At 39.3% G+C, this 24,387-nt stretch carries 24 protein-coding genes; 5 read left to right on the top strand and 19 right to left on the bottom strand.

Annotation, left to right across the window (positions count from 1 at the left end; translation table 11 throughout):
- Nucleotides 1-146: 146 nt before the first annotated feature.
- The gene (locus tag ACTQX6_RS11765; RefSeq protein ID WP_272004112.1) at nt 147-1,049 is read right to left on the bottom strand and encodes a putative manganese transporter; all 903 of its coding nucleotides are present in this window, start codon (nt 1,047-1,049) and stop codon (nt 147-149) included.
- A 71-nt stretch (nt 1,050-1,120) separates the two neighbouring features.
- Nucleotides 1,121-2,254: an AI-2E family transporter gene (locus ACTQX6_RS11770; protein ID WP_181965597.1), complete on the bottom strand. Its 1,134-nt coding sequence runs from the start codon at nt 2,252-2,254 to the stop codon at nt 1,121-1,123.
- A 95-nt stretch (nt 2,255-2,349) separates the two neighbouring features.
- Here ACTQX6_RS11770 and ACTQX6_RS11775 point away from each other — a divergent pair, with 95 nt between their 5' ends.
- The 3 genes from ACTQX6_RS11775 (at nt 2,350) to tpx (ending at nt 4,504) form a co-directional block, all read left to right on the top strand.
- Nucleotides 2,350-3,069: a TrmH family RNA methyltransferase gene (locus ACTQX6_RS11775; RefSeq protein WP_294687188.1), complete on the top strand. Its 720-nt coding sequence runs from the start codon at nt 2,350-2,352 to the stop codon at nt 3,067-3,069.
- 3 nt (nt 3,070-3,072) lie between these two features.
- Complete coding sequence (locus ACTQX6_RS11780; RefSeq protein WP_441657533.1) at nt 3,073-3,939, top strand: DUF4438 domain-containing protein; 867 nt, start codon at nt 3,073-3,075, stop codon at nt 3,937-3,939.
- An 85-nt stretch (nt 3,940-4,024) separates the two neighbouring features.
- Entirely contained in the window at nt 4,025-4,504 is a 480-nt protein-coding gene (gene tpx / locus ACTQX6_RS11785) for a thiol peroxidase (RefSeq protein ID WP_022789638.1), read from the top strand.
- 66 nt (nt 4,505-4,570) lie between these two features.
- Here the strand turns inward: tpx and ACTQX6_RS11790 are convergent, their stop codons facing one another.
- The 17 genes from ACTQX6_RS11790 to ACTQX6_RS11870 form a co-directional block, all read right to left on the bottom strand.
- Nucleotides 4,571-5,278, bottom strand: coding sequence for a Bax inhibitor-1/YccA family protein (locus tag ACTQX6_RS11790; protein WP_117446138.1), 708 nt, complete (start codon nt 5,276-5,278; stop codon nt 4,571-4,573).
- An 11-nt stretch (nt 5,279-5,289) separates the two neighbouring features.
- On the bottom strand, nt 5,290-6,984 hold the full coding sequence (locus ACTQX6_RS11795; protein ID WP_117446137.1) for a hypothetical protein: 1,695 nt from the start codon (nt 6,982-6,984) through the stop codon (nt 5,290-5,292).
- 132 nt (nt 6,985-7,116) lie between these two features.
- The gene (locus ACTQX6_RS11800) at nt 7,117-8,820 is read right to left on the bottom strand and encodes a proline--tRNA ligase (RefSeq protein ID WP_294687183.1); all 1,704 of its coding nucleotides are present in this window, start codon (nt 8,818-8,820) and stop codon (nt 7,117-7,119) included.
- 31 nt (nt 8,821-8,851) lie between these two features.
- Nucleotides 8,852-10,075, bottom strand: a complete 1,224-nt coding sequence (locus ACTQX6_RS11805; RefSeq protein WP_294687181.1) for a peptidase U32 family protein — start codon at nt 10,073-10,075, stop codon at nt 8,852-8,854.
- Nucleotides 10,068-10,910 carry a peptidase U32 family protein gene (locus ACTQX6_RS11810; protein ID WP_441657534.1) on the bottom strand — a complete coding sequence of 281 codons (843 nt, stop codon included), beginning with the start codon at nt 10,908-10,910 and terminating at the stop codon, nt 10,068-10,070. Before ACTQX6_RS11810 ends, ACTQX6_RS11805 begins: the two co-directional genes overlap by 8 nt.
- Nucleotides 10,911-11,019: 109 nt before the next feature.
- Nucleotides 11,020-13,212, bottom strand: coding sequence for a catalase/peroxidase HPI (katG, locus tag ACTQX6_RS11815; protein ID WP_272004008.1), 2,193 nt, complete (start codon nt 13,210-13,212; stop codon nt 11,020-11,022).
- A gap of 262 nt (nt 13,213-13,474) precedes the next feature.
- The gene (locus tag ACTQX6_RS11820; protein WP_294687178.1) at nt 13,475-14,110 is read right to left on the bottom strand and encodes a GyrI-like domain-containing protein; all 636 of its coding nucleotides are present in this window, start codon (nt 14,108-14,110) and stop codon (nt 13,475-13,477) included.
- A gap of 103 nt (nt 14,111-14,213) precedes the next feature.
- Nucleotides 14,214-14,423: a helix-turn-helix transcriptional regulator gene (locus ACTQX6_RS11825; RefSeq protein ID WP_022789645.1), complete on the bottom strand. Its 210-nt coding sequence runs from the start codon at nt 14,421-14,423 to the stop codon at nt 14,214-14,216.
- 37 nt (nt 14,424-14,460) lie between these two features.
- Complete coding sequence (locus ACTQX6_RS11830) at nt 14,461-14,796, bottom strand: DUF6442 family protein (RefSeq protein ID WP_117446132.1); 336 nt, start codon at nt 14,794-14,796, stop codon at nt 14,461-14,463.
- Nucleotides 14,797-14,999: 203 nt separating this feature from the next.
- Nucleotides 15,000-15,182, bottom strand: a complete 183-nt coding sequence (locus tag ACTQX6_RS11835; RefSeq protein WP_206198215.1) for a GNAT family N-acetyltransferase — start codon at nt 15,180-15,182, stop codon at nt 15,000-15,002.
- Nucleotides 15,183-15,218: 36 nt separating this feature from the next.
- Nucleotides 15,219-15,410 carry a hypothetical protein gene (locus ACTQX6_RS11840; RefSeq protein ID WP_205142402.1) on the bottom strand — a complete coding sequence of 64 codons (192 nt, stop codon included), beginning with the start codon at nt 15,408-15,410 and terminating at the stop codon, nt 15,219-15,221.
- 49 nt (nt 15,411-15,459) lie between these two features.
- Nucleotides 15,460-16,716 (bottom strand): glutamate-5-semialdehyde dehydrogenase, encoded by a 1,257-nt coding sequence (locus tag ACTQX6_RS11845; RefSeq protein WP_294687173.1) that lies wholly within the window; start codon nt 16,714-16,716, stop codon nt 15,460-15,462.
- A complete protein-coding gene (gene proB / locus ACTQX6_RS11850; protein ID WP_294687171.1) occupies nt 16,713-17,528 on the bottom strand; it encodes a glutamate 5-kinase in 816 nt (271 codons plus the stop codon). The genes ACTQX6_RS11845 and proB overlap by 4 nt, the downstream gene beginning before the upstream one ends.
- The gene (locus tag ACTQX6_RS11855) at nt 17,503-18,219 is read right to left on the bottom strand and encodes an HAD family hydrolase (protein WP_294687169.1); all 717 of its coding nucleotides are present in this window, start codon (nt 18,217-18,219) and stop codon (nt 17,503-17,505) included. Before ACTQX6_RS11855 ends, proB begins: the two co-directional genes overlap by 26 nt.
- 31 nt (nt 18,220-18,250) lie before the next feature.
- On the bottom strand, nt 18,251-18,421 hold the full coding sequence (locus ACTQX6_RS11860) for a hypothetical protein (protein ID WP_022789650.1): 171 nt from the start codon (nt 18,419-18,421) through the stop codon (nt 18,251-18,253).
- Nucleotides 18,422-18,492: 71 nt separating this feature from the next.
- Complete coding sequence (nifJ, locus tag ACTQX6_RS11865) at nt 18,493-22,029, bottom strand: pyruvate:ferredoxin (flavodoxin) oxidoreductase (RefSeq protein ID WP_441657535.1); 3,537 nt, start codon at nt 22,027-22,029, stop codon at nt 18,493-18,495.
- 145 nt (nt 22,030-22,174) lie between these two features.
- Complete coding sequence (locus ACTQX6_RS11870) at nt 22,175-23,446, bottom strand: glucose-6-phosphate isomerase (RefSeq protein WP_168964974.1); 1,272 nt, start codon at nt 23,444-23,446, stop codon at nt 22,175-22,177.
- Nucleotides 23,447-23,538: 92 nt separating this feature from the next.
- Here ACTQX6_RS11870 and ACTQX6_RS11875 point away from each other — a divergent pair, with 92 nt between their 5' ends.
- Together ACTQX6_RS11875 and ACTQX6_RS11880 are read left to right on the top strand one after the other, a co-directional pair.
- Entirely contained in the window at nt 23,539-24,000 is a 462-nt protein-coding gene (locus ACTQX6_RS11875) for a divergent PAP2 family protein (protein WP_117446126.1), read from the top strand.
- 13 nt (nt 24,001-24,013) lie between these two features.
- Nucleotides 24,014-24,262 (top strand): NifU family protein, encoded by a 249-nt coding sequence (locus ACTQX6_RS11880; protein ID WP_022789654.1) that lies wholly within the window; start codon nt 24,014-24,016, stop codon nt 24,260-24,262.
- Nucleotides 24,263-24,387: the final 125 nt, after the last annotated feature.

Consider the following 24,387-nt stretch of genomic DNA (forward strand, 5'->3'; position numbering starts at 1 on the left):
TACATACCTTCATATCAGCAGATAATTTTGGCTTTCTTCCCATAGAAAAATCCCACCTCCATAGATACACGTTTATTTATTTCGTGTGTCCACTTTAGTGGGATCATATCATTTTTCACATGTCTTCTCAGATTCAAGTTCATTTTTTAGAACTGTATCAAATTCTCCAGAATAAAGAATCCCATTCCGAATAAAACCGCTACAATCAGTAAGATCGCAATAATGCGAAATACCATTTTCTTATTTTCATTATAGCGAATCAATACCACAAGTCCCAAACCTGCATTTGTGATCAGTCCGGCTAATAAAGAACCAAACTGCAGTTGTCCGGTCATATAAAGCTGTGATAATACAACTGTAGCTGCACAATTTGGAATAAAACCAAAGATAGCTGCCAATATCGGCTGAAGGAATGATTTGGACAAAAGAATCGTACTTAAATTTTCTTCACCGATCCATTCAATCAATAAGGTCAATACAAAGCTTGTTGCAAAGATAAATACAAAAATTTTAAATGATCGAATAAGTGCACTGATATAGATCGGATATTCCGGATAACAACAAGGACAGGCGGAACCATCCTGTTCTTCTTCAAAGTCTTCCTGTTCAGGCTCCTCTTCCATATCTTCAAAATAGACAACTTTTTGATGGCGATAAAGTACATGATCTACAAAGTAGCCGATCACAACCGCAATCACAAATTTGAGCACTAATAAAAGACCTAAAGTCGAATATAAAGAAGGATTGCTTAAAAGGATAGGTATGGCTTCATCACTTGTCGCAATCATCACGGCCAACAATGAACCTAATGTGATATTTCTTTGTACAAACAACATGGCTGCCAGAATACTGAAACCACATTGTGGCAACAAGCCTACAATAGCGCCGACTAAAGGCCCATATTTTTGTAAACCAAAAAATATCTTTTCGTCCCTGTTATTGTTTCGCCTTTCAAATACTTCCAGGATCATGTAAGTAATCAAAAGAAAAGGAAACATCATCCATGTATCTTCCAGTGTATGTTCAAGTGTATGCACGAATACACCCATATTGTCACCTCACAGTGAGTAAATTATACTAAGACCTTTCTAAAAAATCCAGTGAAATGAAAATAGAACTGTTAATCAACAGTTCCCTTTTTATCCGTAATATGAATGTGTTTTTGCGCAAGACGACTTTTTGAGAAATCACGTATGCCTGCATACAACAAAGCAAAAACGGGAACCCCTAAAAACATGCCGACGACACCGCCAATACCGCCACCGATCGTCACGGAAAACAAAATCCAGAATCCGGAAATGCCCAGCTGATCGCCTAATACAATCGGTTTGATCACGTTGCCATCAATCTGCTGCAGGATCAAAATAAAAATCGCAAAGATCAACGCATAGATCGGATCAATCAAAAGTAACAGTACAATTACCGGGATAGCGCCAATAAACGGCCCAAAAACCGGAATCACATTGGTCACACCGACCACAAATCCAATCATCGGCGCATAAGGAATCTGCAACAGCGACACACCAATGTAACAGCTCACGCCGATAATGGAAGAATCAATTATACTTCCGACAATATATTTTTCAAAGACGAGCTTGGCATCCTCGGTCCATGCGGTGATAAAGTTAGCCATTGATTTATCAAACAACGCATAGTTTAATTTTTTTAGTCCGCGAACCAGACTTTCTTTATCCAGCAAGATATAGAAAGCACTCACTAAAGCCAGGATAAAATTGATAATCAAACGAATCACATTGTATGAATAATTGGCAATTTCCGGAAGATATCGAGTCAGTGTCGAAGTCACAGTATTGAAGAGATCCGTTTCGTTTAACGCTCTTTCAATATCCTGTCCCGAAATATTCAATTGTTTCCCTAAACTTGTCGCATAATCCATTAAATTGCCCCAATACGATTTAAAGTTATCCGCAAACTGCATGGAAGAATCAATCAAACTTGGAATAATGGTTCCAAAAAATAAGACAATCAAACATAGAAACAAGATAAAAGATAATATGATTGACAATAATCGTTTATTATTTTGTTTCAAATTTGTATTTCCAAACAGCTTTCTTTCAAACCATTTTGAAGGTTTATGCAGTAAAAAGGCTAGAAAAATTCCTAATAAAAATGGGGATCCGATCGATAAGATGAATTGAATAAAGTCAACGACTCGATCAAAAAACAGAAAAAACATGGCAATCAATACCGCAATGGATAAAGAGCCTCCATATACAAACATTCTTTTTTTCATTTCTTCTGTTATACGAAAATTCAATTTGATCACCCGCTTACATTTCAAAATTTTATCATATAGATTTAATTTCGGAAAGGCCTTATAATAAGACCATGGAACTTTTATTTGAAGGAAAAATCTCGGTGAAGGCTATACTGGAAAATCAAAAGCGCGATATTTTTCAAATCATTATGGAACAAGGAAAACGCAATAAAGATTTTGGTTATGTCTATTATCTGGCCAAACAAAGAAACATTCCTGTTTCCTATCAAACAAAAGAAGAGATACAAACCATGGCCAGCTCTTCTACCCATGGTGGTCTGCTTGTAAAAGCCGGTGTACAGCATCATCCAGGTTTGCCGGATCATTCACTATCTGGGTTTTTATGTCATATCGATGGGATTGAAGATCCTTATAATCTGGGCAGTATTTGTCGATCTTTATATGCAGCTGGATGCAATGGTTTGATTTTGATGGAAAGAGACTGGTCTAAGGTCGAACCGTTAATCTTAAAGGCCAGTGCCGGTGCTTTTGAGCATCTAAGCATCTACTGGATCCAAAAAGAAGAAGATTTGATCTATTATTTAAAACAACACGCAATACCTCTTGTAATGGCGCATCGAAAGGATGCCATATCTTTATATGACTATACCTTTCCTGAGAATTTTTGTTTAGCTTTAGGTGGCGCGTTACGTGGTATCAGTGCACAGCTGGCCAAACATTCCACGCAAAACATTTTTTTAGAATATGGAAGAGACTGTCGTTATGCGTTGGATACGGCAAGTACAGTTAGTGCATTTGGATTTGAAATCGTTAGACAAAGGAGGAAATAAGTTATGCGAATCAATCGTGACAAATTAGTAAAAATTGCCGTCAACGGACAGGTCGATCATCCTCGTATGAAAGGCTTTCGTGTTGGCTATGACGGAAAAGGCAGAATGCCAATTGGTACCGGTGGTATTACTTACTCTCATGCCATTGGTGATCCTTGCATGGGATTAGCCGGTGATCATGTAGAGCCCGGCATCTCACTAGCCAATCCATCCAATGGAGAAAATCATGCCTTGGAAACATTTGCCTGTGTAGGTAATGAAGCACGTATCATCAACGGGCCACAAAAAGGTAAGAAAGGCTATGTATCGGGAACTCACGGCGGTATCGATCATACGATGATCTGTTTTGACAAAAAGATCCTGGAGGAAATGGATGGCAATGAAACCATATTGGTCAAAGCTTATGGCCAAGGTTTAAAGCTTTTAGATCATGAAGACATTTATGTGATGAACATCGATCCGGATTTATTAGAAGCTATGCCTATCGAAGAAATCGATAAAGGGATCACCTTCCCTGTTGTTACAGTTGTTCCGGCCTTTTTGATGGGTTCCGGTCTTGGAAGCAATACCATGATGGAAGGCGATTACGATATCATGACCCAGGATAAAGAAGCCAATGAAGCCTATGGCCTTAACGACCTTCGCTTTGGTGATTTTGTCGCCATCTTAGATCATGATAATGAATACGGTCCGCACTATTTAAAAGGAAGTATCAGTGTCGGTGTGATCGTACACAGTGATTCTTATACAAGCGGACATGGTTCAGGGGTTTGTGTGATTGCCACCAGCAAGACAGGAAGCATCCAACCGGTTGTTACAAAGGATGCCAACTTAAAAACATATATGAAAAATTTAAAGCGCAAAGGATAACTTTTGTGCTTTTTCTTTGAGCATTTCAATAGGATTTCTACCCGGGACATGTTACGATGAAGTCAGTAAAAAGGAGATCATACATATGACAACATTTAAAGGAAATGAAGTAACATTAGTTGGCGCACCTCTTGTTGAAGGAAGTGAAATGCCTGCATTTACATTTGTAGATAAGGATTTAAATACAGTTGACAGCACAACTTTAAAAGGAAAACGTGTATTCTTAAGCGTTCCAAGCATTGATACCAGTGTTTGTTCGATGGAAGTCGCAAAGTTTATGAATTCACTTAAGGATAGAGATGATGTCACAGTGGTATCCCTTTCCATGGACTTACCATTTGCTCTGGATCGCTGGTGCCAGGCCAAAAACAATGACAAAGTCATCATGGGTAGCGACTACAAAGGACAAAACTTTGCCAAGGTCAGTGGAACCTTGATTGAAGAATTGGGCTTGTTGACAAGAGCTGTCTTTGTCGTTGATGAAAACAATAAGCTAGTTCACGTTGAATATTGTGCCGAAGTAGCCAATGAACCAGACTACAATAAAGTATTAGAAGTGCTTTAATGTAAAAGGAAGGGCAATCCTTCCTTTTTATTTGCACAAAAAAGAAGAGCTTTTTTTTGCTCTTCTCTAGTCTTTTGAACTTCCCATTCCCAACAATTGAAGAATGTATAAGAAGATGTTAATGAAATCCAAATATAACTCTAATGCAAAATAAATGGATAACTTTTCTCTGGAAACGATTGATCCATCATTGAACGTCATGATCTTATTCATACGCTGTATATCCCATACCGTAATCCCGGTAAAAAGAAGCAGACCTACAAGGCACATAAAACGAGTATCCATTCCAATATGAAATATGGATAAAAGTACTTGTGAAATGATCATGGCAATCAAACCGGTAAAACAAATCGATCCAATGCGCGACATATCTTTCTTTGTTGTTAGGCCAATAAACACTAAACAGAGAAAATAGAGGGCCGCTACCAAAAACGCAACAAAGATAACACCTTCTGAATACGCATAGAAAATGGATGTCATGCTGAAACCGAGGGTTAAAGAATACAACAGAAATAAAATTTTCATAGTGGCAGCAGACGTATTTCTTGCCAATTGTGAAGAAAATACAACAACTAGAACGATCTGCGCAAGCAACAATCCAAAAGCTAAGAATGGACTACGTTCGATGATGGCTAAAAATGTACCACTTCGATACAAACCAAACGATACTGCAGCGGTCACCATCAAACCAATAGCCATCCAAAGATAGCTGTTTAATACGGATTTTTTTACTTCATTTTGTGAATAAAACGAAGCTTCATAATCTTGATACATATGATCATCTCCTATTTTTTGATGAACTCAAGCAATTCTTTAGCGGCAATATCTAAACCTTTACGATTTGCACGGTCAAATCCTAAATGAGTATAGATTTCCCCGACAAACACGCCGTTGTCTTTCATGCACTGGAACATTTTATCAATCAGCGGTTCACAAAGTTCCTGTTTCTGCATAGGTCCAAATGGGTTGGCAAAATACGTTGTAGAAATACCAACTTCCTGCGTTGTTCCCAATGCCATACGTTTTCCCTGCTTACAAGTTTCTTTGACATCCTCGATTGGACGCTGTTTTAGACCATATTCATCCGTATAGTTATTGGCATACGCAAATAAATCGATCGTATGATTATGTACGACAACACGATATGGGCTTGCCGGTACAACCATACGAGCATTTGGATTTTCCGGTCCCATGATGACAGCGCGGTCCATATCACGATATGGTGTTCCCGGATCTAGGTCATCCAATCGAACAAAGGCACCGATTTCTGTTCCCTGTCCATAAGGTACACCATCTTCAACATGAATCGTACCCATATCATCAAATACAACTTCAATATCACGGATGATATCGTGTCCAACAGCTTTCAGTGCTTCAATGGATTCTGACTTACCAGCACCGGAATCTCCCATCAACATCAAACCTTTTCTTCTGCCATCATTTAATGTAATGTTGACAAAAGCTCCGTGGATTGGCAGCCATCCTCTTTGCATCATCGCAAGGTTATGTAATGTCAAACACATTTTCTTCAAATATCCAAAATACTCTACACGTGGATGATCACTGATGCATCCTACCCAGATATCATTCGCTTCATCGTGATAGAACTGTGTTTCATTGCGATCATCCGGATTTCCATAAATACAGATCAAATCCGGTTTCTGTTCTGATTCTTCGCGGCTGGCCAATTCGAATAAGTTGGCCATACTTAAAGCCGATGCAATATATTTTGTATTGAAATATACAAAGCACAATAGTTTTCCGACTTTACATGGGAAACAGAACCATTCTTCCGGATCACCCGCAAAATATGTGATTGGGTTTGTATCCGTTTCATTGATCACACCTTCACGCTTGCTGGATTTCGGATGCAGGATCATTGGTGTACGAAGCATAACAGTATCAATGACCGGAATGTCCATCAATGCTTCATATTTAGGATCCCATAAATTTTTATGACGATATACAGAGAAACATGCATTAGTACCGGCCTGCGCCTGACGATACACTACGTTTCTTCTATGCATGGCACGTTCTTCAAATAAACGGTATGTACGCAAGAAAAGTGAATTGACGGCAGAATCTCTTGCGACCAAAGTATTGACACCAAAGCCATCAATGTTTTCACTGGACATCACCGCAAAACGCTGCAGATCTCGCCATGATTTATAAATCTCTTCAATGGTATCCAACAGATGTTTTTCATCCAATGCATAATCATTGCGAATCTCATCCATTTTAAACACCGACAACAAACGAAGGAAATGAGTAAATTCTGCAGCAGCTTCCTGCGAATCGTATTTTCCATCCTGTGTCAGATATTTATACAAGTCCACATTTTTTTCCTTTTGACTGGAAATAAAATATTGAATATAAACCTGAAATGTTTTACTGGCTAAAAATTCCTGACGATCTTTCGGATACGCCTTGTTGTAATTTAAAATCACCTGGTTATTGCTGATACTAATCTTTTTTTCCATTCTAAGTCCTCCTAATAGGGTAATTTTAACCTAACTGTTAGGAAAAGTAAATCTCAAAAAATGGATGTAACCGTTTTCTTGAAAGATTCTTACATATTTTGAAACAATTTGCACAAAAAAAAGGATGAGTCATTACTCACCCTGATTTGTATAGATCGCATCAATCTTTGCTTTAATGTCGTCTAAGGAGATTTCTGTTTTCTCACCGTTGGCTCTTGTGACAAATTCAACGTTGCCATTTTGAATACCACGTCCAACTGTAATTCGATACGGAATACCAATCAGTTCCATATCTTTAAATTTAACCCCCGGACGCTCATTGCGATCATCCAAGAGCACATCATATTTTTTAGATCGACAATACTCATAAAGCTCATTGGCAATAGAAACTTGTTGTTCATCCTTTGCACTAACCGGTACGATTGCCAGTTTAAACGGCGCAATCTCGGTAGGCCAGATGATACCGGAAGCATCGTTATGCTGTTCTACGACCGCTGCCATACAACGTTCTAAGCCAATACCGTAGCTTCCCATCCATACCGGTTGCAGCTGATTATTGGCATCGGTATATAACAGATTCATGGAAGTGGAGTATTTTGTTCCCAGCTTAAAGAGGTTCCCCACTTCAATACCATGCTGGAAGGTTAATTTCTTTCCACAAACCGGACAGATATCGCCTTCCTTGACCTGACATAGATCAGCTACTTTCACATAATCAAAATCCTTGATATTGACATTTTCAATATGGTGGTCTGTCTTATTGGCACCCACGATAAAGTTTTTCTTATGAAGAATCTGGCGATCCAGATACACCGGACAATCAATACCGATTGGACCGGCAAATCCTACCTTGGCATGCGTCACCTTCTCTACATCCTCAAAGGAAGCAAGCTCCATCTCGTTGGCACCCAACAGTTTTAAAACTTTCGTTTCGTTAAGCTCACGATCGCCTGGGATACAGAACGCAACGATCTTTCCATCGACATTATAAATCAGGGTCTTAACAAAATCATTGGCTTCTTTTCCAAAGAAAGCGGCCACTTCTTCAATGGTTTTCGCATTCGGTGTCTCCATCAAATGCATTTCTTTTTCTTTTTCCTGACTTTCTTCCGTCGTATCAATAACTTCAGTAATCTCTAGATTGCTGGAAAAATCACAACCCTCACAACCTACGATAGTATCTTCGCCAATGCTGGAAATGGCCTGGTACTCTTCCGATAAAAGGCCACCCATAGCCCCTGTATCGGCTTTAACAATCTTATATTCTAAACCTAAACGATCAAAAATGCGGCAATAAGCATCATACATCTTCTGGTAGGCTTCATCCAATCCTTTTTCATCGATGTCAAATGTATATGCATCTTTCATGATAAATTCACGAACACGGATCAATCCATAACGAGGACGTGTCTCGTCTCGATACTTTGTCTGAATCTGATACAGATTGTATGGATAATCTTTATACGATTTTCCGTTCATACTTGCCGCAACCGCAAACAATTCTTCATGGGTTGGACCTAGTACATAACGCTTCATATACCGGTCGTTTAATGAAAACATGTTGGATCCAAACGCATCTCTTCGACCAGACTGCACATACACATCTTCCGGAATCAAAGCCGGCATCAAGAGTTCCTGTGCCCCTTTGGCATCCATTTCTTCACGAATGATGTTTTCAATTTTCGCCAATACCTTTTTCCCCATCGGCATGATCATATAAATACCGTTGGAAGTTTTTTTGATCATTCCGGCACGTACTAACAAATTACTGGAAATACTATCTTCATCTTTTGCATTTTCACGCAATGTATAAAAGAAACTTTGACTCAATTTCATGATATCCCTCTTTTCAGCTTGTTCTATTTTCTCATAATCCGTCTTTAGACACAACACGAATCTTACGGATCATCGCATTTTTTTCGATAGGACCTTCCCATTTGGTCTTAACGATCTGCATTGGTTGCTTACACACAGCTAAAGGTATATCATTTTCATCATAGATTTCATTAACCTCAACCAATGTGCTTGAAATATTTGGACCAAAGATTTCTAATGTTTGATTTGGTAAGAAATGATTCTTTACCTGTAAAGTTGCGATTTGTGAAGAGGCATCATAATCAAGGACAATCGCCACATATTCTTGGGTCACCGTCTCATCATGATCTTGATACAGCTGCACCTTATAACCTGGCAAGCCTTGATAAAAGCCTGGACCCGTCGGACGGTTTTCCGCCTTGGCAATTTCTCTTTTGGCATACGCCAAATCCTCTTGGGAAGCATATCCTTTTTCATAAATACGGTCGATCAAAGTACGATAACTGCTGACAACGGTTGCCAGATAATAAGCACTTTTCATGCGACCTTCAATCTTCAAAGAAGCAACCCCCATTTTTATAAAGGCTTCGATTTGATCTACGGCCTGTAAATCCTTACTGGACATACTAAACAGATTGTTGTGATCACTTAATTCATGATCGCTGTCCATTAAATGATATTTCCACCGACAGCTTTGCGCACAGCCGCCACGATTGGCATCGCGCAAGGTCATATGATTACTCAAGACACAGCGACCGCTAAAAGAAATACACATGCCACCATGAATAAAAACTTCGATTGGTAAAATATTTTTTTTACAGATGGCTTCGATCTGATCCATTTGGCATTCTCTTCCCAATACCACACGATCCATGCCCTTTTCTTTCCAAAAGGCAACCGCATTGGAGTTTGTGGAAGAATGCTGTGTTGAAATATGTACTTCATAATGACAGCCCAATTCTTTGGCCTTCATCATGATAGCCGGTGAACAGACAATGATCGCATGAACACCGATCTGATCCAGGGCCAACAAATAGTCGTCCAAACCGTGCAGGTCTTCCTCATGCGGCAGCATATTCACCGTAACATGCACATGCGCCCCTCTTTCGTTGGCAAAATCCACCAGTTCCTTCATTTCTTCCAAAGAGAAATTACTGGCACGAGATCGTAAGGAAAATTGTTTTCCTCCAATATAAACCGCATCCGCACCATATAAAATCGCAATTTTTGCCTTTTCCAGATTTCCTGCAGGAGCCAGTAATTCAATCTTATTCATGGCTATCCTCCTTCTTTTTCATGGTCGTCTGATAATACCAGTGATTTGAACCCGGTACTTCCGATTGGTTTTGATAGGCCTGTAAGACATTGACTGTCCAATCGTCATCCATAAAAATAGAGTCAATTCGGAAGCGATATAATCCATGCTCTTTCAAAACAGGCAGCTCCTTCTGACTTTGAATCGGTGCTTCACTAAAAATATGAGTACCATAATCATCCTCTACGATTGGCATTCGATCCTGACGTGTCGATTCTATCAAATCTAATACCTTTTTGTGCCCTTTTTCGTTTGACTTAATCGCATCCAGATAATTAGTGACCAACATTCTTCTGGAATACAAAATTGAGAAATAACCAGAAATCAAAATTTCTACTTCTTTATTTTGTTCTGTCATTTGTAAGATCTCTTCTAAAGAACATTCATGTGCTAGTGAAACGGATTGAATGCCCAAATGCAGATAAAACGCAATGTCCATATGATTGGTAATTAATGTCTCCGGTTGATAAATCAACAAAGATTCCATCCCCTGTTTCTGTGCTTCATAGAATACGCCTTCATCACTATAATAAATACCATCGAGATCAGCTTCTTTACATGCCTTTAAGAACGTCTCCAACAAGTTTAATTCATCTTCCATAAAAAAACGTAAGGCATTCACATACAATTTTAAATTCAGTGCATGACACTGTAAAACAACTTCTTTTAAATCTCTAAGAGAAATAGTAAGACTTTGTCGAATGGAAAAACCCTCTATCCCGATAATGATCGCATCAGCACCAGCCTCTTTTAATTTTTTAATATTTTTTAAATCATGTATCGTTACAAAAAACATGAGCATACTCCTTTACAGTATTCTTAGTGTATCATAAAAAGTCGTTCCCAGCTAAAAAAGCACTCCATAGAAAAAAAGGTAAAGAGCACTTTCACTCTTTACCTAGCTGTTATTGGAGATCATAACGATCATTATTCATCACTTTTACCCAAGCATTCACAAAGTCTTTGACAAATTTTTCTTTGTTGTCATCTTGGGCATAGAATTCACAATAGGAACGTAAAATAGAATTGGAACCAAAGACTAAGTCAACACGAGAAGCCCTGTACTTTTCCTGATTGTTTTCTCTTGAAATAATCTGATATGTACCATCTTCCAGCGGAATCCATTTAAAGTTCATGTCCGTTAAATTCACAAAGAAATCCTGCGACAATACTCCAGGTTTTTCCGTCAATACACCAAGTTGCGATTGACCATAGTTTACATCCAGCACACGTAAACCTCCAATCAATACAGTCATCTCGGGTGCACTTAATCCCAAAAGATTGGCTTTGTCCACCAATAATGTTTCCGGCTTGTTGGTTAAGCCCTCTTGTACATAATTTCGAAAGCCGTCATGTTTAGGTTCTAAGACATCAAAAGAGCGCTCGATCGTCATCTCCTGTGTCGCATCACCACGTCCAGGAGCAAATGGTACTTTGATATCGACACCGCCGGCTTTGGCCGCTTGTTCAATCGCTGCACTGCCAGCTAATACAATCAAATCCGCCAAACTTACTTTTTTATCAAACTCTTTTTGTATCAAACGATATGTCTGCAACACCTTATCCAGTTTGGCAGGTTCATTCGCTTCCCAGAATCGCTGTGGCGATAAGGCAATACGTGCACCGTTGGCTCCTCCACGATAGTCACTTTGACGGAATGTTCGGGCACTGTCCCAAGCTACCGAAATCATCTCATACGAAGACAATCCAGATTGTAGTAATTTTTCTTTCAAACGTTCAATGTCTTCTTCACTCAAGGTATAATCCCCTGACGGAATGGGATCTTGCCATAAGAAATCTTCTTCTGGTACTTCCGGGCCTGCGTATCTCGATTTCGGTCCCATATCTCTATGCGTTAATTTAAACCAGGCTTTGGCAAACGCTTCTTCAAGTTCTTTAGGATGATCTAAGAAGTGTTTTGCGATCTTGCGATATTTCGCATCATATCGCAAGGCCATATCAGCATCCGTCATCATCGGTTTTCTTTTGATGGTTGGATCAGCAGCATCCACCGGCATGTCTTCTTCCTCGATTTCTACAGGTTCCCATTGGAAAGCCCCCGCCGGGCTTTTCACCAGACCCCAATCGTATTTAAATAATAGCTTTAAGTAGGAATGATTCCAACGATCCGGCTGCGAAGACCAGGCGCCTTCCAATCCGGACGTTACGACATTATTCGCTTTTTGATTTGGATTGATCCATCCCAAACCTTGTCCTTCTACAGTATTCGCTTCTGGTTCCGGTCCTAGATTTTCGGCTCTGCCGGCACCATGCGTTTTCCCCACGGTATGACCCCCTACAATCAAAGCAACCGTTTCTTCATCATTCATCCCCATACGCTGGAAAGTCACACGAACATCTTGCGCGGTACGACCTGGATTGGGAATACCATCGACTCCTTCCGGATTTACATAAATCAATCCCATTTGAACGGCTGCCAATGGATTTTCTAGACTTTTGCGGTTTTCATCATTATCATAACGCTCTTTTGTTGGCGCCAGCCACTCTGTCTCACTTCCCCAATTGATATCTTTTTCCGGGTTCCAAATATCGTTTCGGCCCCCGCCAAATCCAAGAGGCTTAAAGCCCATCGACTCATACGCTACATTACCCGCTAAGATGATTAAATCTGCCCAGGAAATACGCTTTCCATACTTTTTCTTTACGGGCCATAATAAACGACGCGCCTTGTCTAAGTTTGCATTATCTGGCCAACTGTTCAATGGTGCAAATCGCTGATTGCCTGTACCGGCACCACCACGGCCATCGAAAATTCGATACGTACCTGCACTATGCCAGGCCATTCGAATCATTAAACCGCCATATTGTCCCCAGTCGGCCGGCCACCAGTCTTGTGGTGTCTGAATCACTTTTTTAATATCTTCTTTCAAAGCCTGATAATCTATTTTTTCAAATTCCCTGCGATAATTAAAATCCGCATCATTCGGATTGATCTTTTGATCCTGTTGGGCAAGGACATCTAAATTTAAAGAATCAGGCCACCAGGAACGAACAGGATCTTTTGCATCCACATTCGAACCTACATGAACTTCCATGTTTTCTCCATGATGAAATGGACATTTCATTTCTTCTTTCATTGTAATACTCCTTTCGATATGTATGGAATCATACATAATATTATTAATTTCGACTCATCTTATTCTTGGGTCATTTAGATTATTTCACATTGACTACTTTTTTACTAGTTATATGCTTTGAATGTCAAATTTTGTACAATTATGTTCTTTCACTTCTTTTTCCATTTTTTGTTAATCAAACTTTTGAAATACATCATATAAAAAAAGCCAGAATATGCAATCTGACCTTAAAACTTCATTTGATTTTTATTTAAAAATCTTTTTACCCCCTTATTCGAATGGGATGACGAATAACCGTTTTTAGCTTTTGTACATCACAACGTCTTGGATCACTCAAATAGATTTCATGATGCCATCTATGATCATTAAAATCTAAAGTATACCCGTTTTCTTTGACGAACTGATGCATCGCACTCACGGTATCCGGTTCATCATCATAAGATCCAATATGCATACATTGAACGCACAATCCTTCATTTACATTTAAAAAATCAACTTTAGAAAAATCCATCTTTTTGTTTTTAGTTGCTTCCTGTATAGCCCAGTCAAAATCTTCTTTCGTCACAAAATCTGGTAAACGAATCATCGAAATAAAATAAAGATCCTGTTTGCGGGTATAATCCATACCTTTTGTGTTTTCCTGCCACCAAAATCCTTCTAATGGTGGTACTACGTATTCAAAATAACCTTGTATTTTATGATCCCCTTTATAACTCATTTTAATAGTAAAAGCAATTCCATATAATAGACCAAGCGCTTGTGCATACTCTCCTTTTTCATCATTAGGATCTCCTTGCCCACGAACCGCAATATAATTCATGGCAGGAACTTCAACGATCGTCGGCTTTTTAGGCGGCATGTAAAACTCTTTGTATTCTTTCTTATAATCAAATGGCATATATGTGACCTCTTTCTATATCCATTCTATCAAAAAAACTATTTTAATATGGATTTGTATCTAACAAAAAAAAGAAGATCTTATCGACCTTCCTTGTGTATTATTAGTCAAAATAAAATAAATCTTCAAATTTTTGATCTAGCGCAATACAAAGGATCAATGCCAGCTTAGCTGTAGGATTAAACTGCCCGGTTTCAATCGAACTGATTGTATTGCGAGATACGCCAACCATCGAGGCTAAAGCTGCTTGCGATAATCCTTTTTTCTGCCGAATCTCTTTTAAATGATTTTTTAAGATCAATTCATTTTGCATAATTTACCATACCCCAATATATGCTACATACCGTTCTTTACTGAGACTCAAATACGAATTTAATAAAAACCGCAAGAACCAGTAAAAGAGAAAATAAGAAACGGACTAAATATTTCTTCTTTCGAAAAAACTTATATTTTGAATAGAAATCTACAGTTACACCTGAAATAAAAATAAAACTCATCAAGATATTAAAAGGTATGGATTTGCCAAATAAAAATACATCACCTGAACCAATAAGCATCAAAGAAGCAGCCAGAAATGCAGTTACTGTAAAACCTCGATTCTCTGATATTTGAATCTGCATTTTCTCTCTTTCATCTCCATTTTGATTTTCCTTTCGACTACGTTCTAAGATTTCTTCTTTTTTCATATCATCACCTTCTTTGCCAAGTTCTCTTGTCACTTATAATATACTTTATACCAAGTTTACTTGTCAAAATTAATGGATAGAATGGTTAAAAAAGAGGATAAATATGACTATAAGTCTTTTTATAACACATAATCTGTTTGTTTTTCTTGACCCATGACAAAGTAATGTCTTCCTATTTGATAGAAGCCATGTTTTTGATAAAATCATAAAGCTTTGTCGTTTTTCTCCCATACGCCTAACCAAATATAACGCTTCTTTCTTTGTAAAGCAATTTGGATTGCATTTTCCATCAAATACGTACCAAAGCCTTGTCCTTGAAATTTTCTTCGTACATAGATTCTTTCAATTTCTAAGGAAACTTTATCGTGTATATCCGTCTGTGCCAATCAACTTTAAATATCCAGCTATTTCTTCTTTTTTCTTCAAAAACATAAATAAAGAATTTTTTCATCCTGTTCTTGTTCTAACTTATCTTTTACAAACGCAATTTCTAAATACGCTTGCATAGTTTCTACTGTATTCATCGATGCAAATGTATCATAATATGTTTCTATTGATATTTGACGCAGTGTATTTATCTCCTTTTTTGTACACTTTTGTAATGTAGGTTGCATGTTATTTCCTTCCTTTAAAGAAAAAACTGCCTTTTTAGAAAGTTTATTTCTATGAACGTATTTGTCCATCCCCTTTGATCTGGTATTTGTAGGATGTCATCTCTTTTAACCCCATCGGTCCACGAGCATGAATCTTTCCGGTGGAGATACCAATTTCTGCACCAAAACCAAATACTCCGCCATCGGTAAAACGGGTAGACACATTCCAATATACACAAGCCGAATCCACTTCATTTAAAAAACGAAGTGCATTTTCCTTAGACTCGGTAATGATACTTTCGGAATGTTTGGTGGAATAACGGTTAATATGTTGAATAGCCTGTTCAACATCCTTCACTACTTTTACCGACATCACATAATCCAAATATTCCATGCTCCAGTCTTCCTTAGTGGCATGCTCAATGCGCCCCGGTTGATTTTTTAAGATGTCATAGCTTATTTCATCGCATTTCAACAAAACCTCTTTTTCATTCAATTTTTTTTGTACCAGGGGCAAAACCTGGGCTGCTATATTTTTATGTACTAATAAAGATTCTGCCGCATTACACACACCGATTCGTTGGGTCTTGGCGTTAAAGACAATATCCACTGCTTTTTGTATATCCGCCGTTTCATCAATGTAGATATGGCAATTTCCAGCCCCAGTTTCAATCACCGGTACCTTGGCGTTCTGCATAACACTTTGAATCAGTCGTTTAGAACCTCTTGGAATAATCACATCAACATAATCCGTCATCTGCATAAAGCGCTGGGTATCTTCATGCGAAGTCGATTCAATAAATTGAATAGCATTTATACAAACACCGGCTTGTTTCAGTCCTTCCTGTATGGCTTTTGTGATGGCAATATTGGAATGGATCGCATCGCTGCCCCCTTTTAAGATCACGGCATTGCCCGTTTTAAAACAAATGGAAAAGGCATCTAAAGTCACATTTGGTCTGGCTTCATAAATGATACCAATCACACCGATGGGTACACGCTTCTTTTCAATATGTAAGCCATTTTCCAAGTCATAGGCATCCAGTACTTCTCCAACGGGATCTTCCAGTTTGATTATATCCCATACCGCTTTTGCCATATCCGTAATTCTTTGTTCTGTAAGTTGCAGTCGATCCAACAAGCCGTCGCTTAATCTTTTTTTGCGCCCATTTTCCATATCAATACGATTTGCTTCTAAGATTGCACCCCTATTTTCCCATATAGAAGAACTGACCATCTGTAAAGCCTGATTTTTTTGTTCCGTTGATAAAGAGGCCAATTGATAACTGACTTGTTTCGCCTGAATCCCGATTTGTTCTAAATTCATACTTTCTCCTTATTTGCACAAAAATATGTGCCTGCCTGCTGTCCTTGTAGAATGCGGGTCACAATGCCTTCTTCAAATTTGGCGATCACTAGATCGGCACCGGCATCCATGGCAATTTGAGCGGCCACTAATTTAGCGCTCATACCACCGGTTCCCACATTGGAACTAGATTCATTGGTACCCATATTCAATAGCGTTTGATCAATATGGGATACATGTCGGATCAGTTGTGCTTTGGGATTTGTCTTGGGATTATCGGTATATAAACCTTCAATATCACTTAATAATATCACCAAATCCGCCCCGATCAAGCTGCCCACTGTACTAGCCAGCTGATCGTTATCGCCAAAGCTTTCTACCTCCAACAACTCATGGGTTGAAATTGTATCATTCTCATTGACGATAGGGATGCTTTGAAGGGCAAAAAGCTCCAGAAAGGTATTGCGAGCATTCTCTCTGGCATGTTTTTCCCGCATGATATTTTTAGTCAATAAAATTTGGGAAGCCACCATATTATATTCACTGAAAAGTCGTTGATAGACCATCATTAAACGTGCCTGTCCCACCGCCGCAAAGGCTTGTTTTTCAGCCGTAGATTCTGGTCTTCTTCCGATATGCAAAGCTCTTCGACCACAGGCAATGGCACCGGAAGATACTAAAACAACATCTTTTCCCTGTGCGCGTAAATCACATAGCACACGAACCAACTTCTCAATTCGAGATAAGTATAAATCCCCATTTTCATGTGTAATGCTGCTGGAACCAACTTTAATAACAATCCTTTTTTTATGCTTCAGACAAGATCTGTCCATTTTTTTCACGACCTTCCAATTTTCTTAAAAGTGAAATCAATTCTTCTTCTGTATAAACTACATGATCACTGCACGGGCCTTCCTTTTGATGATGGCGATTGAAATGAATCGTATGCAGTCCAGCCTTCTTGGCGCCTTCCATATCGTTGATATAATTATCACCGATATAAACCCAGTCACTCGGTTTTTCATCCAGCGCCCTCATCACATATTGAAATGCGCGTATATCTGGTTTACTGACTCCGATCTGACCACTGGTAAAAATATGATTGGCAGGAATATAGGAAAAAACTTGTAAAGTACGCAGCTTATTTCGCTGGTGCATATCTTCACCGTTTGTCAAGATACCACATTCGCTTTTAGTCGATGAAAAGTAATCATGAAAAACAGGACTCATGGAGATCTTTTGTTGGTAATGTTTATAACATTGTTGGAATAAAACAGCATCTTCTTCTGAAAATGGGATGCCGTATTCTTCACAAGCTTTTAAAATTCGATACGCCCCTGATTGATCTACCGTAATCTGATTATTCTGAATCTTTGAAAAGATCGCATCACCATGCGCTCTGTAACAGGCATAAAAAGAATCTATTTGTTCTTGTGGCACATGCAATTGGAACTCTTTTAAACACATTTTAAAAGGCCAGGAAAGATCATAGAGGGTATCATCGCAATCAAATAAAAATTTCATGTTTTGATTATATAAAAGATAGCTTTGTTTCTCAATAGCGAAGTATAAAGTAAATCACATAGATCCAGCTCAATAATCCGTGTATGATCGCCCAAAATACAGAATGCCAGGTTGTGTAGCTGATAACCATTGCCAGGCATGTACCAAAGGTAATACCATTTTTAACCGTCTTTTTAACAATTGTTTGATTTTTTTCTTCCATGTTGTTCTCCTTTTTGGATATTGTAGCACAAAAAAAAGGACCGGAATGATTCCGATCCTTCATTTACGAAATTAGCTGTATAAATCAACCAGTTTCTTCAAGTGTTCGAAACGAGCGTTGGCTTCTTCTTCAGATTTCGCAAATAATTCTTTTGCTCTTTCTGGGAATGGTTTAACCAAACGAGTGTAACGAGCTTCATTGTTCAAGAATTCCTGATAAGTTCCGTCACCTTCTTTAGAAGTTAATGTGAATGGGTTCTTACCGGCAGCTTTCTTAGCTGGGTCGAAGCTGAACAAGTTCCAGTATCCGGCCTTAACAGCTTTCTTCATTTCATCCTGACAATGGTTCAAACCACCCTTGGCAATACCGTGCAATTCACATGGAGCATAACCGATGATCAAAGATGGTCCATCGTAAGCTTCTGCTTCTGCGATACACTTAACAGCCTGTGCAGGGTTAGCACCTAAAGCAATCTGTGCAACATATACATATCCGTAAGTCATTGCGATTTCGGCCAAAGATTTCTTCTTCATTTCTTTACCGGCAGCGGCAAACTGACATACTTCACCGATGTTACTTGCCTTAGAAGCCTGTCCACCTGTATTTGAATACATTTCTGTATCGAATACAAATACGTTTACGTTTTCTCCAGATGCCAATACATGGTCTAATCCACCGAATCCGATGTCATAAGCCCATCCATCTCCACCGAAGATCCATACAGATTTCTTACCAAAGTACTGTTTGTCGGCCAATACTTCTTTAGCAGCATCCGTACCTAAAGCTTCCAATGCAGCAATTAAAGCCTTTGTTGGTTCAACGTTTGCTTTAGTATCTTCTTTGGTTTCGACAAATTTATCGAAAGCAGCCTGAAGATCTGCATTTCCTGCTTCTTCTACAACCTTAGCTACCTTGGCAATTGTGTGTTCACGAAGTGTCTTGTAGCCTAAAGCCATACCATATCCGTGTTCTGCGTTATCCTCGAACAAAGAGTTAGACCAGGCAGGTCCCTGTTTAGATTCTTTGTTTACAGTGTAAGGACATGTTGCAGCCGGACCACCCCAGATAGAAGAACATCCAGTTGCGTTAGAGATATACATCTGTTCACCGAATAACTGAGTAACTAAACGTGCATATGATGTTTCGGCACATCCACCACAAGATCCGGAGAACTCTAATAATGGCTGATTGAACTGAGAACCTTTGACGGTTTCATCTTTCAAACCGATATCTTTCTTAGATACATTGGCAACTAAGTAATCAAATACTGGCTGCATATGTAACTGGGATTCCTGAGGTACCATCTGGATGGCACCGGTAGGACATACAGTGATACATTCACCACATCCCATACAGTCAAGCGGTGTAACACTCATTGTGAACTTCAATTCGCTTGCTTTAGGTTTTGTATCAGCCAGCTTGATTTCAGCCGGAGCTGCTTTGACTTCTTCTTCATTCAATAAGAATGGACGAATTGTCGCATGGCTACATACGAAGGCACACTGGTTACACTGGATACATTTGTTAGAATCCCATTCCGGAACCATAACGGCTGTACCACGTTTTTCATAAGCACTGGCACCTGTTTCCCATTGACCATCTGTGTGTGCATTGAAGGCAGATACAGGTAAGCTGTCTCCATCCATCAAGTTAACTGGTTCCATGATTTCTGTAACCATCTTAACTGTGGCAGGACGTCCTGTTTTTTCTGCGGGAGCTGCATCAGCTTCTGGATTAGCCCAGGAAGCAGGTACTTCTACTTTATGCAATGCATCTACACCAGCATCAATAGCTTTGTAGTTCATTTCTACAACCGCATCACCTTTTTTAGAGTAAGATTTCTTAGCGGCTTCTTTCATGAAAGTAACAGCCTCATCGATTGGCATGATATCTGCTAATTTGAAGAAAGCAGACTGTAAAATCGTATTGGTACGTTTACCCATACCGATTTCGATAGCTTTATCGATCGCATTGATCGTATATACCTGAATGTTGTTTTCGGCAATATATTTCTTGGCATCAGCAGGCATATGTTTGTCTAATTCTTCATCAGACCACTGACAGTTGATCATGTAGATACCACCAGGTTTAACGTCCTGTACCATCTTATATCCCTTAGTTACATAAGAAGGGTTGTGGCAGGCAACAAAGTCAGCCTGGTTGATGTAATATGGGCTCTTAATTGGGTTGTCTCCAAAACGCAAATGAGAAATTGTGATACCACCTGTTTTCTTAGAGTCATACTGGAAGTAAGCCTGGATATATTTATCCGTGTGGTCACCGATGATCTTTGTAGAGTTCTTGTTGGCACCAACTGTACCATCTCCACCAAGACCCCAGAACTTACATTCGATTGTTCCCGGTGCACTTGTGATTGGAGCTGGTTTTACTTCTGGCAATGACAAGTTTGTCACATCATCCACGATACCGATCGTGAAACGTTCTTTTGGTTCATCCTTCAATAATTCTGTATATACGGCAAATACACTTGAAGGTGGAGTATCTTTAGAACCTAAACCATAACGTCCACCAACTAATTTGATGTCGTTCATTCCGGCTTCTCTTAATGTTGTCGCAACATCCAGGAACAATGGTTCACCTAAAGAACCTGGTTCTTTTGTACGGTCTAATACCGCAATTTTCTTAACCTTTTCCGGTAACACCTTCAACAAGTGTTTGCTTGACCAAGGACGATACAAACGAACTTTGATAACACCAACTTTTTCACCTTTTGCGGTTAAGTAATCGATAACTTCTTCGCATACGTCATTGATGGAACCCATAGCGATGATGACACGATCTGCATCCGGTGCTCCATAGTAGTTGAACAAATCATAGTTTGTTCCCAGTTTTTCATTAATCTTGCCCATGTATTTTTCAACTACAGCAGGTAGATCATCATAAACTGTATTGATGGCTTCACGATGCTGGAAATAGATATCTCCGTTTTCGTGAGAACCACGCATAGCTGGATGTTCTGGATTCAACGCATGGTTACGGAAAGTTTCAACATCTTCCATAGGGCAGATGTCTTTTAAATCTTCATAATCCCATGTTTCAATTTTCTGAATTTCGTGTGATGTACGGAAGCCATCAAAGAAGTTGATGAAAGGAACTTTTCCTTCCAAAGCAGCACAATGTGCAACCGGAGATAAGTCCATAACTTCCTGTGGGTTTGTTTCACAAAGCATCGCAAAACCTGTCTGGCGGCAAGCATAAACGTCACTGTGATCACCAAAGATGTTCAATGCTTGTGTCGCAACCGTACGTGCAGAAACATCAAATACACAAGGCAGCTGTTCAGCAGCAATCTTGTACATATTTGGAATCATCAATAACAGACCCTGAGAGGCTGTGAATGTATTTGTTAAAGCACCAGCAGCTAAAGATCCATGTACAGCACCGGCTGCACCAGCTTCAGACTGCATTTCTGTAACAACTACCTGATTCCCAAAGATGTTTTTACGTCCACCGGCAGACCAGATATCAATTTGGTCAGCCATTGGACTAGATGGAGTAATAGGGTAAATTGCCGCAACATCAGTATACGCATAGGCAACGTGAGCCGCAGCTGTATTTCCATCCATCGATAGTTTAGCTCTAGGCATGATTTCAATTTCCTCCTTATTACAGTAATCCTATACCTTAACTATTATACGAGTTTTTAGTCCGATTTTAAAGTCCAACTCAAAAAAAGCTTATGTTTTTAGTTGTATAACGATAACCGAAAAAGAGCCATTCCGGCTCTTTTACTTATTCTTTTCCCAAAAGCTTGAACATGTTCTTTTTATATACTTCAACGCCAGGCTGATTGAACGGGTTCGAATCATTCATCAAAGTTGTCATCGCAATGGCCTTAAAGTAGAACATACACATATTACCGAAACTGTAAGCGCTCATATCTGGCATAGTAATGATAATGTTTGGTACACCACCTGTTTCTTCATGAGCCTGTAAAGTTCCTTTAGCGGCCATCTTGTTAACCCAGTCAATCGATTTTCCGGCTAAGTAATTCATGTTGTCCAAGTTTTCATCATCGCTTGGGAAAGTCAGATCGATCATCGGTTTTTCTACATACAGATTGGTCTCAAATAATATTTTCTTTCCATCCTGTACAAACTGTCCCAGTGAATGAAGGTCTGTAGAGTTACATACACTATCCGGTAAAATACCTTTTCCATCTTTTCCTTCACTTTCACCAAACAACTGTTTCCACCATTCGGCAATCATCTGCATCTGCATTTCATAGTTGACAAATAATTCCACATCATAACCTTCGTTTTGTAAGATACGACGCGCTACCGCATAACGATAAGCCGGGTTTTTATCCAGATCGGCATCACCGTATTCACCCATGCCATCATGCAGACCCTTCATGATTTCATCAATATCGATACCGGCTACGGCAATTGGTAAAAGTCCTACCGGTGTAATGACAGAGAATCGTCCACCGATATCATCCGGAATTACGAATGTTTCATAGCCTTCTTTATCGGCCAAAGCCTTTAATGTACCACGGGCTTTATCCGTTGTCGCATAAATACGTTTTTTGGCATCTTCCCCGTATTTTCCTTCCATAAACTGTTTTAAGATACGGAATGCGATTGAAGTTTCTGTTGTTGTTCCTGATTTTGAAATTACGTTAACGCTAACTTCCTTATCTTTTATATAGTCCATGACCTGTGCAATATAGCTGCTGGAGAAAGTATTTCCCATGAAGATGATTTCCGGCTTTTTCTGTGCGTATAAACCGTTGATCATTTCAATCGCAGCACGGGCACCAAGGTAAGAGCCACCGATACCGCATACGACAAACACATCGCTGTCATTTTGGATCTTCTGTGCACATGTCTTAATGCGGGCAAATTCTCCTTTGTCATAATCGTCAGCCCATGTCATCCAACCGATAAAATCATTTCCCTTGCATGTTTTCATACGCAAAGATTCATCGATCTGATTGACTTGCTCCTGATACGCTTTTACATCCTCTTTTAAATGAGCATGTTGTAAGTCTAACTGAATCATGTTATTGTACCTCCGTTATTCTACGAGCACATTATATCACGAAAAAAAGAATCTGTGATATAATACTAACGGTTTAGGAGTGAAAAAAGAGTATGTTTCCACAAGCTTTATTTCCATTGTTTGTTGCCCTTTCATGCAACCTGATCGCACAAGCGGCAAAAACGATCTTTTATTATTTAAAATCCGGAAAATGGGATCTGCACTGGGTTGTTGCCAGTGGTGGGTTTCCCAGCTCCCATTCCAGTACGGTCACCGGTTTATCGATGGCTATCGGAATGCAGGAAGGATTTGATTCCACGATTTTTGCGGTAACGGCAGTATTTGCCTTTATCGTGATGTATGATGCCTGTCATGTCCGTTACTATTCCGGAAAAAATATCGAATTAACGCAGCAGTTGATCAAGGATCTAAAAGACATGGAAGTACAACTGGATAATCCTATATACGAAGAACAGCTCAAATCCGTATTGGGACATCGCTTTGTGGAGGTCCTGGGTGGCTTTGTCGTAGGACTGGTCTTTCCTCTTTTGTTCATCCCTTTATTTTTAGGATAGGAAGTGAGACAGAATGTCAGAAGAAGTTGTAATGCCGGACATGAATCAAATCAACGCATGTCTAGATAAGATTCGTCCTTATATTCAACAGGATGGCGGCGATATTGAACTGATGGGTGTCGATGAAAACGCAATCGTTTATGTAGCTTTTCGCGGAGCCTGTGCCGGATGTATGATGGCAGCCGAAGATTTTTCTTCCGGTATCAAATTATTACTGATGGATGAAGTTCCCGGCATTCGCGATGTACTGCTGATTGGATAAAGAAAGATGCTGATTTGATATGATCCCACTAAAGTGGACACACGAAATAAATAAACGTGTATCTATGGAGGTGGGATTTTTCTATGGGAAGAAAGCCAAAATTATCTGCTGATATGAAGGTATGT

Source organism: Faecalicoccus sp. LCP19S3_E2 (assembly GCF_052121255.1).
In the GTDB taxonomy this organism is placed as follows: Bacteria; Bacillota_I; Bacilli_A; order Erysipelotrichales; family Erysipelotrichaceae; genus Faecalicoccus.